At 64.8% G+C, this 14,466-nt stretch carries 14 protein-coding genes and 1 pseudogene; 3 read left to right on the top strand and 12 right to left on the bottom strand.

Annotated elements, in window-relative coordinates; all coding sequences use genetic code 11:
* Nucleotides 1–14: 14 nt before the first annotated feature.
* Genes IE101_RS13645 through IE101_RS13625 form a run of 5 tightly spaced genes read right to left on the bottom strand, consistent with a single transcriptional unit; the run spans nt 15 to nt 5,023 of the window.
* Nucleotides 15–1,727 carry a methyl-accepting chemotaxis protein gene (locus IE101_RS13645; RefSeq protein WP_189634409.1) on the bottom strand — a complete coding sequence of 571 codons (1,713 nt, stop codon included), beginning with the start codon at nt 1,725–1,727 and terminating at the stop codon, nt 15–17.
* A gap of 15 nt (nt 1,728–1,742) precedes the next feature.
* Complete coding sequence (locus IE101_RS13640) at nt 1,743–2,234, bottom strand: chemotaxis protein CheW (protein WP_189634408.1); 492 nt, start codon at nt 2,232–2,234, stop codon at nt 1,743–1,745.
* On the bottom strand, nt 2,231–4,267 hold the full coding sequence (locus tag IE101_RS13635; RefSeq protein ID WP_229804176.1) for a chemotaxis protein CheA: 2,037 nt from the start codon (nt 4,265–4,267) through the stop codon (nt 2,231–2,233). Before IE101_RS13635 ends, IE101_RS13640 begins: the two co-directional genes overlap by 4 nt.
* The gene (locus tag IE101_RS13630) at nt 4,267–4,632 is read right to left on the bottom strand and encodes a response regulator (RefSeq protein WP_189634407.1); all 366 of its coding nucleotides are present in this window, start codon (nt 4,630–4,632) and stop codon (nt 4,267–4,269) included. Before IE101_RS13630 ends, IE101_RS13635 begins: the two co-directional genes overlap by 1 nt.
* 7 nt (nt 4,633–4,639) lie before the next feature.
* Entirely contained in the window at nt 4,640–5,023 is a 384-nt protein-coding gene (locus IE101_RS13625) for an STAS domain-containing protein (protein ID WP_189634406.1), read from the bottom strand.
* Between the two features lie 306 nt (nt 5,024–5,329).
* Here IE101_RS13625 and IE101_RS13620 point away from each other — a divergent pair, with 306 nt between their 5' ends.
* Together IE101_RS13620 and IE101_RS13615 are read left to right on the top strand one after the other, a co-directional pair.
* A complete protein-coding gene (locus IE101_RS13620) occupies nt 5,330–6,895 on the top strand; it encodes a FumA C-terminus/TtdB family hydratase beta subunit (RefSeq protein ID WP_189634405.1) in 1,566 nt (521 codons plus the stop codon).
* Between the two features lie 54 nt (nt 6,896–6,949).
* Entirely contained in the window at nt 6,950–7,897 is a 948-nt protein-coding gene (locus tag IE101_RS13615; RefSeq protein WP_189634404.1) for a LysR family transcriptional regulator, read from the top strand.
* Here IE101_RS13615 and IE101_RS13610 read toward each other — a convergent pair.
* The 5 genes from IE101_RS13610 to glmS are packed head-to-tail and all read right to left on the bottom strand — an operon-like array spanning nt 7,854 to nt 13,067.
* On the bottom strand, nt 7,854–8,723 hold the full coding sequence (locus IE101_RS13610; RefSeq protein ID WP_189634403.1) for an HpcH/HpaI aldolase/citrate lyase family protein: 870 nt from the start codon (nt 8,721–8,723) through the stop codon (nt 7,854–7,856). The genes IE101_RS13615 and IE101_RS13610 overlap by 44 nt on opposite strands.
* Nucleotides 8,720–9,865: a CaiB/BaiF CoA transferase family protein gene (locus IE101_RS13605; RefSeq protein WP_229804175.1), complete on the bottom strand. Its 1,146-nt coding sequence runs from the start codon at nt 9,863–9,865 to the stop codon at nt 8,720–8,722. Before IE101_RS13605 ends, IE101_RS13610 begins: the two co-directional genes overlap by 4 nt.
* The gene (locus IE101_RS13600) at nt 9,862–11,097 is read right to left on the bottom strand and encodes a methylaspartate ammonia-lyase (RefSeq protein WP_189634402.1); all 1,236 of its coding nucleotides are present in this window, start codon (nt 11,095–11,097) and stop codon (nt 9,862–9,864) included. Before IE101_RS13600 ends, IE101_RS13605 begins: the two co-directional genes overlap by 4 nt.
* Before the next feature lie 27 nt (nt 11,098–11,124).
* Nucleotides 11,125–12,573 (bottom strand): methylaspartate mutase subunit E, encoded by a 1,449-nt coding sequence (locus IE101_RS13595; protein WP_189634401.1) that lies wholly within the window; start codon nt 12,571–12,573, stop codon nt 11,125–11,127.
* Between the two features lie 14 nt (nt 12,574–12,587).
* Nucleotides 12,588–13,067 (bottom strand): methylaspartate mutase subunit S, encoded by a 480-nt coding sequence (gene glmS, locus IE101_RS13590; RefSeq protein WP_189634400.1) that lies wholly within the window; start codon nt 13,065–13,067, stop codon nt 12,588–12,590.
* Nucleotides 13,068–13,229: 162 nt separating this feature from the next.
* Between glmS and IE101_RS13585 the strand changes: the two genes are divergently transcribed.
* Entirely contained in the window at nt 13,230–13,658 is a 429-nt protein-coding gene (locus IE101_RS13585) for a carboxymuconolactone decarboxylase family protein (protein WP_189634399.1), read from the top strand.
* Nucleotides 13,659–13,709: 51 nt separating this feature from the next.
* On the opposite strand, the gene gfa is transcribed toward IE101_RS13585, so the two are convergent.
* Entirely contained in the window at nt 13,710–14,270 is a 561-nt protein-coding gene (gene gfa, locus IE101_RS13580; protein WP_189634398.1) for an S-(hydroxymethyl)glutathione synthase, read from the bottom strand.
* A gap of 58 nt (nt 14,271–14,328) precedes the next feature.
* Nucleotides 14,329–14,466 (bottom strand): annotated as a pseudogene (locus IE101_RS13575) (S-(hydroxymethyl)glutathione dehydrogenase); the annotation flags it as partial.

Raw genomic sequence — 14,466 nt, 5'->3', positions numbered from 1 at the left:
GGGGGGCCCTCCTCTCAGGCGCTTTCGCGGCGTTTGAAGCGGGCATCCAGGGCGTCGGCATCGGTATTGTCGGGACCAAGATCGAAGTCGAAGCCGCCGTCCGACACGCTCTGCGATACGGTCGCGCCCTTGGCCTTTGCCGGCTGCACTGCACGGGGGGCGGGTGCTGCGTGCTTGTGGGCCTTGTGCGCTTCGGCCATGACGGTTGCGGCCTCGTCCGTGGCGACGGCATCGACCTTGAAGAAGGACACCGTCTCAGACAGTTCGTCGGCAAGGCTTGCCAGTTCGACAGCGCTGGCCGAAAGCTGTTCCGATGCCGAGGTGTTTTCCTGCGTCACGCGGTCCAACTGCTGGATCGAAAGGCTGATCTGCGCCGACCCGGTCGAAAGTTCGCGCGAGGCGACGGTGATTTCGGTGACGAGGGCCGAGGTCTTTTCGATCGCCGGAACCAGCCCTTGCAGCATGTCGCCGGCGCTGGCTGCGGTGCGGACGGTCGATCCCGACAGCGCCGAGATTTCCGCGGCGGCGGTCTGGCTGCGTTCGGCCAGCTTGCGGACTTCGGCCGCAACCACCGCAAAACCGCGACCATGTTCCCCGGCGCGGGCCGCTTCGACGGCGGCGTTCAGCGCCAGAAGGTCGGTCTGCCGGGCGATTTCCTGCACGATCATGATGCGTTCGGCGATGGTCTGCATGGCGGTGACGGCCTCATGCACGGCGCGACCGCTGTTGCGTGCCTCTTCCGCGGATTTCGTGGCCATCTTTTCGGTCGCCAGCGCGTTTTCGGCGCTTTGCTTGATATTGGCCGCCATTTCCTCAACCGAGGCCGAGGCTTCTTCGGTCGAGGAGGCCTGTTCGGATGCGCCCTGCGACAGCTCTTCCGAGGTGGCCGCCATTTGCGTAGCGCCATTGGCCACATTGCGGACCGACACGGTGACGCTGGCCACGATGTCGCGCAGGCGGGTCACCATTTCGTTGACGGTGGTCTGCAGGTTGGAAATCTCGTCGCTGCCCTGGACCTTGATGGTCTTGCGCAGGTCACCCTCCGACACCGAACGGGCAAGCTCCACCGTGGCATTGAGCCGTTTCGAGATCGAGCGGATCAGCACCGCCGCAACGATGGTCGACAGGACATAGGTGGCGCCCATCAGGACAAGCAGGGTTTTCTGCGTGTCCAAGAAGGCGTCGTTGGCGTCACGGACGGCGACTTCCATATCGTCCCCGACAGCCCCGCGCAGGGCCTTGGCGGTGCTGAAGGTCTTGGCAAAGGCCATGCGGCCCTTGGACAACAGCAGGTCATTGGCCTGATCGCCATTGCCGCCCGCATCAAGCTTCATGACCTCTGCAAGCAGCTCTTCAGTTTCCTCGTGCGACTTCTTGAAGGAGTCGAGAAGGTACATGTCGTCCTTGGTCATCGAGGCGCGCAGGCTTTCCATATCGCTGTCGATCTTGCCGTGGGCCTGGGTGATTTCGGCTTTCAGGCGGGGCACGCGCGCCGGATCGAAGACCGAGCCGGAAATCAACGCTTCGCGCGACAGCATCTGGATCAGAAGTTCCTGGGTCATCAGGTCTTCGACCAGCAGCACCTCCTGCACGTCCTCGGCAATGAGGTGCTGCATCGTGTCGTTGCTGGTCTTGAGATTGAGGAACGCCACATAAAGGGCAACGCCCGACAATGCGAAAATGAACAGGAAGGTTGCGGCGAGTTTCGCTTTGATGGTCAGTTTCATGTTCAGATCCCTCGGTTACGCCGCACTGGGGCGCTGCGCCATGGCAGAGAAAATTGCGGACAGGTCGGGAAGCAGGACAAAGCCGTCGCTCCCTTTGAACAGCCCGCGCAGGTAATCGGCGGGCCAATGCATCGTGGCGGGAACGGGTTCGATGCGGGTCAGGGGAATGGTGACGACCTCGTGTACCATGTCTGCCGTGATGGCCATCGTGGCCTTGTCCCCGTCGATTTCCACCTCGATCACCATGAAGCGGCGGGCATCTTCCGGCCGGTCGTCGGGGCCCGGATCGGTAATGCCGAGCGGAATGCGAAGATCGGCCAGGGGCACCACCGTGCCCCGCACGTTCAGCACCCAGGGGGCAAAGGCACCCGCGCCGGGAACCCGCGTCATGGGCAGCGGATCAATGATCTCGCGCAGCTGGGTGGCGGGAATCGCCAGCATTTGCGGCCCGATCGACATGGTGACAAGGGTCACACTGCGGGCAGCGTTCAGGTCATGGACATTCATGCAGCGGCCTCCTTTCCACCTTCGGTCTGCGCCCGGCCCGATGACACCAGCTGGGGCACGTCCACGATCAGCGCGACCGAGCCATCGCCAAGGATCGTGGCCCCCGAAATGCAGCGCGCACGCCGGTGCAGTTTGGACATCTGTTTGATCACGGTCTGGTTGGTGCCGATGATGCGGTCCACCACGACACCCACACGGCCTTCGCCCGATTGCAGGATGACGACATTCTGTTCGGACGGCGCGATGCCGTCGCAGTTGAACAGGCCGCGCAGCCGCAGGAACGGAACGAAATGCCCGCGGATATCGAGGAAATCGCCCGATCGGCTGGGTTTGAGCTTGTCAGCCGGCAGTTCGACGATTTCCTGCACCGAGGACATGGGCAGGGTATAGCGTTCGCCCGCGACCTCGACCAAAAGTCCCTCGATGATGGCCAGCGTCAGCGGCAGGCGCAGCGTCACCGTGGTGCCCTTGCCAAAGGCCGACTCGATGTCGATCCGCCCGCGCAGGCCTTCGATGGTGCGGCGGACCACATCCATGCCGACCCCGCGGCCCGACAGTTCCGTCACCGCCTCGGCGGTCGAAAAACCCGGCTCGAAGACAAGTGTGAAGATCTGGCTTTCCGTCAGCACGGCCTCGGCGGTGATCAGGCCGCGTTCGATGGCCTTGGCGCGGATCACCTCGGGGTTCATGCCCCGCCCGTCATCACGCACGCGGATCAATACCTCGCCACCCGCATGGGCCGCCGAGAGCTCGATGGTGCCCTCGGGTTCCTTGCCGGCAGCGGCGCGGCCCTCGGGCAGTTCCATGCCATGGTCGATGGCGTTGCGCAGGATATGCACGAGCGGATCGGCCAGCTTCTCGATCACGGTCTTGTCCAGCTCGGTTTCTTCACCGATCACGACGAAGTTCACCGGCTTGCCCAACGTATCCGACAGCCCGTGAATCAACCGCCGGAACCGCGCCACAAGTGACCGCAGCGGCACCATCCGCATGGTCATGGCCGCATCACGCAGCCGCCCGGCCAGGCGCGTCACCTGTTCGGCCGTGGCCATGAGCGCGGGGTCGCGGCTTTGGCGGGCCAGTTCGGTCAGGCGTGCCTCGACCGTCACCAGTTCACCCACCGAATCCATCAGTGCATCCAGACGTTCCGCCGGCACCCGGACAGTGGCGGCAGCCTCTGCCGCGGCGGGGGCAGCTGCCGGGGGCGCATCGCGCCGGACAACGGGGGACGCCGCCCCGGCCACAGGGGCCACAGAGGCAACCCCCTCGGCCTGGGGAGCCACAACCGGGGCGGCGTCTTCCGCATCATCATTGGCAGGCAGCCCTGATGCGGAAGGCTCGGGTGCGGCGGTCTCGAGCGACCATTCCGCATCCGCAAACATGAAGACATCCTCGACCTGTCCGCGCGACACGGCGGGGGGCAGGTCCATGTGCCAGCCTACATGGCAGGCATCGACATCAAGGCCCGCCAGTTCGGGCAGGCGGGTCAGATCGGCGCTGATGTTCTGGGCGCCCAGTTCGCGCAGTTCATTCAGCAGAAGTTCCGGCCGCGATCCCAGCGCCAGCGCCGCCCCTGTCAGCCGGAAGGTCAATCGCGACGGGGCTGAAGGCGCCGCCGCCTCGGTGGCCGCAGGCGCCGCTGTCGCCGGGGGCGGGGCCGCAACCTCGCCCGATGTCAGAACCTGAAGCGCCGACAGGATGCCGTCGCGACGACCCTCGGGGTCGGGTGTGCCATCGACCAGACCGGGAATTTCATCCCGTGCCGAAAGGCCGAGGCGGATCAGGTCCGGCGTCACCGGCACCTTGCCAGACCGGACGCGGTCGAATGCGGTTTCAAACGCATGGATGAAGGCCGCAAGGTCGGAGAACCCGAACATGGCGCCGCTGCCCTTCACTGTGTGCAGGTCCCGGAAGACCTGATTCACCAGCCCGGCATCCTCGGGCCGGGACTTGAGGTCCATCAGACCCCGTTCGAGGCTTTCCAGAAGATCACGCAGTTCTTCCCGGAAAATTGACGCCATGTCATCGTTCATCAGCCAAGCACCTTTTTCACCACGGCCAGCAGCTTGTCCTGCGTGAAGGGCTTGACCATCCAGCCAAGGGCCCCGGCTTCGCGCGCCTGCTGCTTCAGCGAGTCTTCGGAATCCGTCGACAGCACCACGATCGGGATGCCTTGCCCGTTCGGGTGTTGACGCAGTGCACGGATCATGCCGATCCCGTCGAGATTGGGCATGTTCTGGTCAGTGATGATCGCATCAAACCGGGCGCTGGTTGCTTTGGACAGGCCGTCCTCGCCATCCACGGCTTCGATGACGCTATAGCCCGCGTCCTGCAGCGTCATGGCAATCATGCGCCGCACAGAGGGGCTGTCATCCACAGTCAAAATCGTCTTGCTCATGTCATCCTCAGGATTTGGCCGCGGGGCGGCGACGGCCGCGGGACGCGGCGGATTTCGGGTCATCTGCGGGATCGGCGTCGGGCGCATCCTGCGCCGTATCGGCCGGGGAGATGGTCAGGGCGTCATGAAGGGCATGGACCGTCAGGGCGTTTCGGATCGGCCCATCTGCCGGTGCGGTCACGCGGAAATTCAGTCCGCGTTTGCGGGCCTCGGCCGCCGCGCAGACCAGAACCTGCAGAGGGCCGAATTCCAGCGCGGTCACATCGGACAGGCCCAGATCGACAGCACCACTATCATCTGCGGCGTCCAGCAGGCCGCGCAGCTGTTCGGCCAAAGCCGCCGCATCCGCCTGTCGCAATTGCCCTGAAAGCCCCAAGGACTGCATCGTCATCGCATCGCTCCCCTACCACCGCGCGGGCGCTCTTGCAGAACGCCATGCATCACAAGTTGAAACGGCGCGGGGCTGCGGCCCTTTAGAGTCGCATCGGCATGGCGAATACAGGCTTTCGGATGGGTCGATCCGGCCCGTCGCTGCAACCGATGCTTGTGTTTGGTGGCGCGGCCTTCGAGGCAGGCTATGGGCTGCGACAGAGAAAATGATAAGTTTATCTTATCTGTTTATTCAAAAAATAAGAAATCTTGACCTTTCACTGTCGCCGCCGCTAGCCAGTGGCAAACCGGACAGGGGGGGGAAGCTGTGTTTCGGAAACTGGCCATCGAAAAGCCGCGGGTCGTGGATGTCGCGGGGCAATCCTTTCTGGATCTGCCGGCCGAAAGCCTGACGGCCCTGACCGCCGAGGCCTTCGCCGATGTCTCGCATCTGCTGCGGCCAGGCCATCTGGCGCAATTGCGGGCTATCCTCGATGACCCCGAGGCCACCGCAAACGACCGTTTCGTGGCACTTGAACTGCTCAAGAACGCTGTGATCGCTGCCGAAGGTGCGTTCCCCAGCTGTCAGGATACCGGCACCGCGATCGTTTCAGGCAAGAAAGGCCAGAACCTGCTGGTGCAGGGTGGGCTGCGCGACGCGATCGAGACGGGCATCCGCAGCACCTGGGCCGGGCGCAACCTGCGCTTTTCGCAGATGGCCGCCCTGACCATGTATGAGGAACGCAACACCGGCACCAATCTGCCGGCCCAGATCGAGATCGAGGCCACTGAAGGGGCGGCGCTGGATCTTTTGTTCATGGCCAAAGGGGGCGGGTCCGCGAACAAGACCTTTCTCTTCCAGGAAACCCGTCGGCTTTTGGAACCTGACCGGCTGCTGGCCTTTCTGGATGAAAAGATCCGCACGCTGGGCACTACGGCCTGCCCGCCCTATCACCTGGCCATTGTCGTCGGGGGGCTTTCGGCGGAACATTGTCTCAAGACCGTCAAGCTGGCTTCGGCCCATGCGCTGGATGACCTGCCTGACAGCGGCGATAGCGCCGGCCGCCCTTTCCGTGACCGCGGTCTGGAAGACCAGATCCTCCGCCTGACGCGGCAGATGGGGCTGGGGGCGCAGTTCGGCGGCAAGTATTTCTGCCATGATGTGCGTGTGATCCGCCTGCCGCGCCATGGTGGCAGCCTGCCGGTCGGGATGGGGGTCAGCTGTTCCGCAGATCGGCAGATCCGTGGCCGGATCGACGCCGAGGGTGTCTGGCTCGAGGCGCTTGAACGCGACCCCGCCCGCTTTCTGCCCGAGGTTGCAGTGCCGCCCGCCGCCTTGGCGGTGGATCTGGATCAGCCGATGGAGGCGATTTGCGCCACACTCTCGACCCTCGGGGTTTCAACCCCGGTGCGTCTGTCGGGCACCATGATCGTCGCGCGCGATCTGGTGCATGCTGAACTGGCCCGCCGCATGGCCGCTGGGCTGCCGCTGCCCGACTATGTGAAAGACCACCCCATTTATTATGCCGGACCGGCGCGCACCCCGGCGGGGCATGCTTCGGGGTCGTTCGGTCCGACGACAGCGGCGCGCATGGACCCCTACATCCCCGACCTGCAGGCGCAGGGGGCCTCGCGGGTGATGATCGCCAAGGGCAACCGTGCGCCCGGTGTGGTGCAAAGCTGTGCGCGCCACGGGGGGTTCTATCTCGGGTCGGTCGGGGGGGCCGCGGCGGTTCTGGGGCGTGATGTGATCCGCAGCGTGGAACAGATCGACTATCCCGAGTTCGGGATGGAGGCGGTCTATCGCATCCGCGTGCAGGATTTTCCGGCCTTTGTCATCATCGACGACAAGGGCAATGACTTCTTTACCCGGCTGCCACGGCTGGCCGATTGACAGGGCGGGGCAGGGTCTGCGACAGCGGGACTGCAAGATGCAGGAGGGGCCGGAGTGGACGATCCGGGCGACAAGATCACACTGCGGCAGATGCAGATCTTTCTGGCCGCCGTCGAAAGCCGCAGCTTTCTGCGCGCCGCGGAAAAGCTTTCCCTGACCCCGCCAGCCGTTTCCATGCAGATGAGCCGACTGAGCGAATGTCTGGGCGCCGCGCTCTTTGAAAAGGAGGGGCGGTCCGTCCGCCCAACCGAGGTGGCGACGGCCCTTGTGCCCTATGCGGCGCGGATGGTCGAAACCCTGCACGAAGCGGTGCAGGTGGTCGAGGCGCTGCAGGGGCGCATCGACACCCAGGTGCGTGTGGCGATGGTGTCAACCGCGCGGAACTTCGGGCCGCAGCTGATGCAGGAATTCCGCAAACGTCACCCCGAGGCCGATCTTCAGATCAGCATCGCCAACCGTGAAGGGGTGATTGCCGCGCTTGAGGCGGGCCGGGCGGATGTGGCGCTCATGGGGCGCCCGCCCAGCCGGGTCGAGGTGACGGCCCACCAATTCGCCAAGCACCCCTATGTGCTGATCAGCCACCCCGATCACCCGCTGGCGCGTGCGCGTCGCATTCGCCGGGGGGATCTGGTACATATGCCGTTTCTGGTGCGAGAGCCGGGGTCGGGGACCCGGATGGTGCATGAACATTTCTTCCGCGCGGCCGACCTGCCCCTGCCGCGCGCGCAGGAAATGGACAGCAATGCCAATATCAAGCAATCGGTCATGGCCAATATGGCGCTGGCCTTCATTTCCGCCCATACCATCGCGCTGGAGCGTCAGGCGCAGAAGCTGGCCGTGCTGCGGGTCGAAGGCATGCCACAGCTGCGCGACTGGTATGTCCTGCATCTGAGCCGCCGTCCCCCGGGCCCCGCCGCACGGCAGTTTGTCGATTTCGTCCGGACCGAGGGGCCTGCGATCATGCAGGGGCTGTTTGGCCCTGATTTTGGCGCAGAAGCCTGAGGGCGCGCGCCACCACCGGGGGGTCGATCATGCGCCCGTTCAACAGGATCGCCCCGGCGCCCGTTGCCGCTGCCGCTTCCGCGGCCTGCACGATCTGCTGCGCCTGAAGCAGGTCTGCCTCGCTGAGGGCAAAGGCTGCGTTCACCGCCGCGACCTGCGCGGGATGGATGCAGAGCACCCCATCAAACCCCATCCGCCGTGCCAGCCCTGCGGCGGTGGCAAATCGATCGATGTCAACCACTTCGGCAAGGCTGTCAGGCAGGCCCAGAACCCCGATCCCGGCCGCCCTTGCGGCCAGAACCAGCGCCTGGGCCGGAACGGCGAGCGTATCCGGGCCGGGAACCAGCCCGCAATCGGCGCTGAAATCCTCGGGGCCGAAGGCCAGCGCCGCAACCTGCGGGGCCCGCGCAATTGCGGCCGCGGCCTGCAATCCGGCGGCACTTTCGACCAGCGCGATGATGGCGATCTGGTCAGCGGGCAGGGCCGCACTGTGCAGGCTGTCGCGCAGATGTGCGGCCAAAGCGGTGATCTGGCCCGCGGAGGTCGCCTTGGGGACCATCACCGCCTCGACACCGGGCAGGCAGGCGGCCTCGATATCGCGGATGCAGAGGCCAAGCGGTGCATTGACCCGCACTGCCACCCTTGCCCCATGGGCGACCAGCCCCGCCACTGCCGCGGCAAGGCCCGCGCGGGCCGCCGCCTTTTCAGGCAGAGGCACGCTGTCTTCCAGATCCAGCAGCACCACGTCGGCGCCGCGCGTATGGGCGCGGGCCAGCAGGCGCGGTTGATGCGCGGGCGTGAACAGATAGCTGCGCCCCGGTGTCATGCGAATTCGGCCCGGATGGCGGCGCTATGTTCGCCCAAAGCCGGGACACGGCCAAAGCGCGGGCAGTCTGCATCAAAGCTGTGCCGGGTCGGTCGGCCGACAAGCGCGGCCTCTTGCCCGTCGGACAGGGTGACGGGCACACGGCGCAGCTGCGGATGTCGGGCAAAGGTTGCCACCGAATTGACTGCCCCATAGGCGATGGCCGCGGCGCGCAGACGCTTTTCCAGCTCCGCTCGGCTATGCGCGGCGAAATAGGCCGCGACAAGCGCGTCGGTGTCGCGCCGGTTGCGGACGCGCGCGGCCGCGCTGCAAAACAGCGGATCGGTGATCAGTTCGGGCCGCCCAAAGACCTGGGTGCAGAGATTGGCCCATTCGCGTTCATTCTGGATCGAGATCGCCAGCATCTCGCCATCGGCAGTGGCAAAGCCGCCATAGGGCGCGATCGAAGGGTGATGCAGCCCCACCGGCTGGGGGGCCTTTCCGGCATAATCGCTATGCATCAGCGGGACAGTCATCCAGTCGGCTGCCGTATCGAACAGGCTGACCTGGACGCCACTGCCCTTGCCGGTGATCCCGCGTGCGATCAGCGCCTTTTGCAGCCCGATGATGGCGTTCATGCTGGCCCCGATGTCGCAGACCGAAACACCGATCCGCCCCGGATGCCCAGGGGCGCCATTCACCGCGACCAGCCCGCTTTCGCATTGCACCAGAAAATCATAGGCTTTCATGTCGCGATAATCACCACTGTCGCCGTAACCGGTGATGTCGCAGGTGATCAGCCGGGGATGGCGGGCCCGCAGCACGTCAGACCCGAAGCCCGCCCGTTCGACCGCCCCGGGTGCGAGATTCTGGATGAAGATATCCGCCTTTTCCAGCAGCCGATGCAGCAGGGCCGCATCCTCTGGCGCCTTGATGTCCAGGCAGAGGCTTTCTTTGCCGTGGTTGGCCCAGACGAAATAAGAGGCCGCACCCTTGACCGCGCTGTCATAGGCGCGGGCGAAATCGCCCACCCCGTCGCGTTCGATCTTGATCACCCGCGCCCCGCCTTCGGCAAAGTGGCACGAGGCCAGCGGTGCCGCCACGGCCTGTTCCAGCGAGACGACGAGAAGCCCCTCATAGGGTTTGAAACCGGTCTGCATCATGCCACCTTGCGCGCGGCCACCGCGAGGATGCGGTTCATTTCATTGGCGACGATGGTCATGCCTTCGTCAAAGCCCATGCCGGGTTTGACCAGCACCCGTTCAGGCCGTGTGGCCATGGCGGCATGCAGGCAGGCGCGCGCCGAGATGTCGGTCTCGTTGCAGGTGCCGCCCTGATAGGCCTCGACCCCATTGGCCTTGCAGTGCAGGACCGCGTTGATGGTGTTGTGCAGGCTGCCCAGATCGGGCGTCTTGATCTGGACCATGTCGCAGCAACGGGCGGCGACGAAATCTTCGACGTCCTGATAGGTATTGCACCATTCATCCGCCACGATCCGCACATGGCTGCCCTTGGCGGCCAGCGCGGCCTTGATCGCGGCAAGAAGCGCGATCTGCCCCTCTTTCGATCCGGCATCGGCTGGGCCTTCGATGTAAAGCGTGAACCCCTCGGCCCGCTTTTCCAGCGTGGTCAGATACTCCGCGATACGCTGGGGATCATTGTCGAAGATCTGCCCGACCGTGCCATAGACATCGATGTGCAGCACCGGCTGATAGGCAGGATCGCGGCGCAGGCTGCGGATGCGATGGCAAAGCCAGGACACATATTCCGCAAGCTTACCCCCCGTTTCGCCGAGCTTTTGCGGCACATTGTTGATCAGCCCGTGGGGCAGGGCCGCCACCTGCTTGAGGATCATCTTGTCGACGGCGGCATAGCGGTCATCCCCGCTTTGCCCAAAGAGCGCAAGCGGCGCCGGGTCGCGGGGCAGGCCCCATTCATCGGCCACCACCTGATATTTCTGTTGCCCTGTTGCACGGGCGGTCGCCTCCAACAGTGCCTGGCTCAGCCCATAGCGGATCGCGGTATGCAGGGGGGCGGGCAGGGCCTCCAGCGCCTCGGCATTGTCGCGAAAGCGGCTGACATCGCGGCCGATCAGCCAGGGGACCAGCGTGGCCTGCATTTCGGGGATGAAACGGGCCGCGGTGAACAGCGGGTCGCGCCCCGCCGCGCCGGAATATTGCACCGCGGCGCAATCGCCCTCGGCCAGCTGGCCGTCCTCCAGCTCCAGAATGACCGAGATGCTTTCGCCGCATTGGCGCACCTGATCAAAGCCGGGGGTCAATGTGCCGCCGGTATAGACGAAACTGTCCTGCCGGGCGCCCGCCTTGATGGCGGCCTGATCATCGAAATAGAAGGCCGAATAGCCGGGGGCGAGGTGGACATTCTTGATTTTCATGGGGATACCGTAGCTTCAGTCCGAGGGTCAGGCGGGGCGGCCGACAAGCTTGCTGGCCGAAATGGCCCGCACGTCATCAACCACCATGTTGAACGATGGCTCGCGCCGTTCGGCCCTTGCGCGTTCGGCGATCTTGTCGCGGTGGAAGGCCAGCACATCATCAGGCAGCGGCACATGGCCCGCGTCAAACAGGCGGATGGCGCCAAAGTTGTCGCGCACCGGGGTGAGCTTGCCCAGATTGGCCCGCGCCGGGGCAAAGGGCACATCCATCACGCCCGAGGCAAAGGCCTGCACGATGCCGCGGGCCACATCGCCCCGGCCAAGCCGCAGGATTTCGCGCATCACGGCATGGACTTCGGCCTCGATCACGTCAATTTCGGTCTGGATGTCGGGGCTGTCGACCCGGTTCTGGTCCGAAATCATGTTGACCATCTGCCGCGTGGCCTTCAGCCCGGCCTGATTGGCCTCAAGCGTCGGGACGCCCGCGGCCTCATGCGGGGTTTTCACGATGATCTTGGTGGCCCGCGCCTGCCGCGCGACCAGCGCGCCCAGACAAATGACCGCCGTGGCCTGCGCCTCATCTTCGGGGAAGCCGCCCATCCATTGATGGAAAACCGTGGTCAGCTTGTAATCCGTAAAGCCCGCATTCAGGAAATAATGGTTCGCCAACCGCCGAAGCGACCGCAGTGCCGCGATGTCCTGCGCCAGATTGCCCGCCTGCCCATAGCCCAGCGTCAGGCAGCGCACGCCCTGCTCCAGCGCAAGCAGGCCTTCGACGATGGCGACGACATGGCTGACGAAGGGCGGAACCAGCGTGCCGGTCAGCGGGCCAAAGGGTTCGCGGTTGATGCGGATCCCCGCCTCTTCAAAGCGGCCGACCAGACGGTCGCAATACTGCCAGTGGCGGATCGACCGTTCCAGCGGCACATGTTTGGCATAGGGGATGTTGTAGGAAATCCCGCCCCCCTCAAAGCTGGAAAACCCTGCCGCGAGCGTGATTTCCGCCAGAAGCCGCGCATCGGGCGTGCCGTGGCGCACCTGCACGGGTTTTGACAACGCATCCACCAGACGGCGGCAGCCATCGACCCCGTGATTGACCGCCGGAAACCCGTTCAGAAGCGATGTGCCCGCCGCACGCGACCGGTCTATCCCCTCTTGCGCCTCGGCATAGCGGTTGTGGCGGGTATAGGCGTCGATCGTGGTGGGCAGCACATCGCAATAGGGCGACAGGCCGTTCAGCAGCGCCTCGTGTTCGCGGATCAGCGCCACCCCGGCGCGAGGCTGCAGCAGGGTGCGCCCCTCGGCATCGGCCTCGGCCAGCGCAAGGGCAAAGCGTTTTTCGGGCGGCAGCGCCGCCTGCACCGCCACGGCCGCGTCAAAATCGACCGTGCCGCCACTGGGCCATGTTTTCAGAACCTCGGCCCGTTCGGCCTGAAAGGTGGCGTCCGACAGCATGCGGTTTTCGATCTCGGTCATCGCTTCCCCCCCCCTTACGCTCGGGCTTCGACGACAAAGCGCCCCGAGTTGTGCCCCAGCGCCATCGGGCGGCGCGCGTCGATATCGGCACGCAGCAGGCCGATCACCTGCTCCAGATCGACCGAGGGCGGGAAGACGCGGTCAAAACCCATCTCGCGGAAACGGGCCTCGACGGTCGCGAAATCCTGTTTGCCGATCACCAGGTTGCCGCCGACATAAAGGACGATGTCGCCCAGACCGCGTTCCTCGCAGCGGGCGCGGAAATTCTGACAATCCAGTTCACCATGACCGTAGATCGACGACACGAGGATCGCCCCCGCATCCTCGGCAATCGCGGCCTCGATGAATTCTTCCTGGCTGACCATGACGCCAAGGTTGACCACCTCGATCCCGCCGCGCGTCAACACAGCGGTCAGGATGCGGTTGCCGACCGCGTGGCAGTCTGCCCCGATCACCCCCAGAACGATCTTGTAGCTGCGCGCGGCTTCGTCCATCGCGATTCCTCCCTTGCGTGGATAAGGCGGGATAATCCGAGGGCGCCTTAAGGGTCAAAAAGAGTTATCTGTATTTATTAAATGATAAGTAAGCCTTATTATTTGTGGGCTTGCACCGGAAGGCGCTGCAGATCACGATCCACAAAATTGCAGGAGTTTCACATGACCCAGGATCAGGATGCTGCCTTGGCCGAGGCGCAGGATTACATCGACCAGATGGCCCGGACGCGGGGCTATGTGCTGCCCTATCACAAGCTGATGGCGCGGGCCGACCTCCCGGTGCTCAAGGCCGCAAACGGGTTGGTGGCGGCAGCCTATACCAATCCGCGGCGGCTGAGCCGGGCCACGAAAGAGCTTTGCTTCATCACCAGTCTGACAGTGCTGCGGGCCGCGCCGGGCCATATCGCCAGCCATATTCGGGTTGCGCTGGATCTGGGGGTCAGCCCCGAAGAGATTCTCGAGGCGATCGAGATCGCCCTGCCTGAAGCCGGGGTTGTGGCCTTCCAGCACGGGTTTGAGGTCTGGGCCGAGGTCGTGGGGGCGGAACCGCTGGAGCCGAGCATTTCGGTCCATGACGGGTCAGCCAGCTAGGCAGTCGGTACCCTGCCCGCAGCACGGATGTCTGCGGGCAGGGTAGGGAAATCAGGCGCGGTTCTGGACCGTCCAGGTGGCGATATAGTCCATCAGACCCGGGTTGAGGCAGTCATAGGGTTCAAGCCCCAGATCGCGCAGGCGGCTGCGGACTTCGGTCATCGCCTCCGGCGCCACACCGCCCTCGATGGCAGAGGACACGAAGGCCGCAAAGCCCGGCTGCTGCCAGCCTGCTTCCTCGAACCGCTCGGGGTGGAGGAAGCTCAGCCCCTGGAACGGGTGCTTGCGGGTCACCGGTCCATGCATGTGCACGCCGCAAGAGGTGCAGGCATGGCGCTGGATCAGCGCGCTCTCGTCAACCACGGCGAGTTTGTCGCCATTCTCGATCACCGTCACCTTGTCGATCGGCGCCACCGCGACCACTGAAAAGGCCGCGCCGTCCGGCTTCCAGCATTTGGTGCAGCCGCAGGCATGGTTATGCGCCACCTGGCCCTCGACCCGCACGCGGACCGGGCGATCCGTGCAGGCACAAACCAGCGTGCCGCCGACGAAGGCCGGGTCCGTCGGCGCAAGGCCGCTGTCCAGCGCAGGGTGCAAAGTCACTGTTGTCATTGAAGTCCTCCCTGAAAAACCGCCCCGGCTTCATGCCGGGGTCGGTATTGGATGGCCGTCAGTATACGACGACGGCGCGGATGGATTTGCCTTCGTGCATGAGGTCGAAGGCCTCGTTGATGCGGTCGAGGGGGAGGGTGTGGGTGATCATGCTGTCGATCTCGACCTTGCCGTCCATGTACCAGTCGACGATCTT

Origin of the sequence: Gemmobacter lanyuensis (assembly GCF_014652355.1) — a bacterium.
GTDB lineage: Bacteria > Pseudomonadota > Alphaproteobacteria > Rhodobacterales > Rhodobacteraceae > Gemmobacter > Gemmobacter lanyuensis.
The sequence above is the reverse complement of the archived record's forward strand: the minus strand, read 5'-3'. Positions and strand labels throughout refer to the sequence as shown.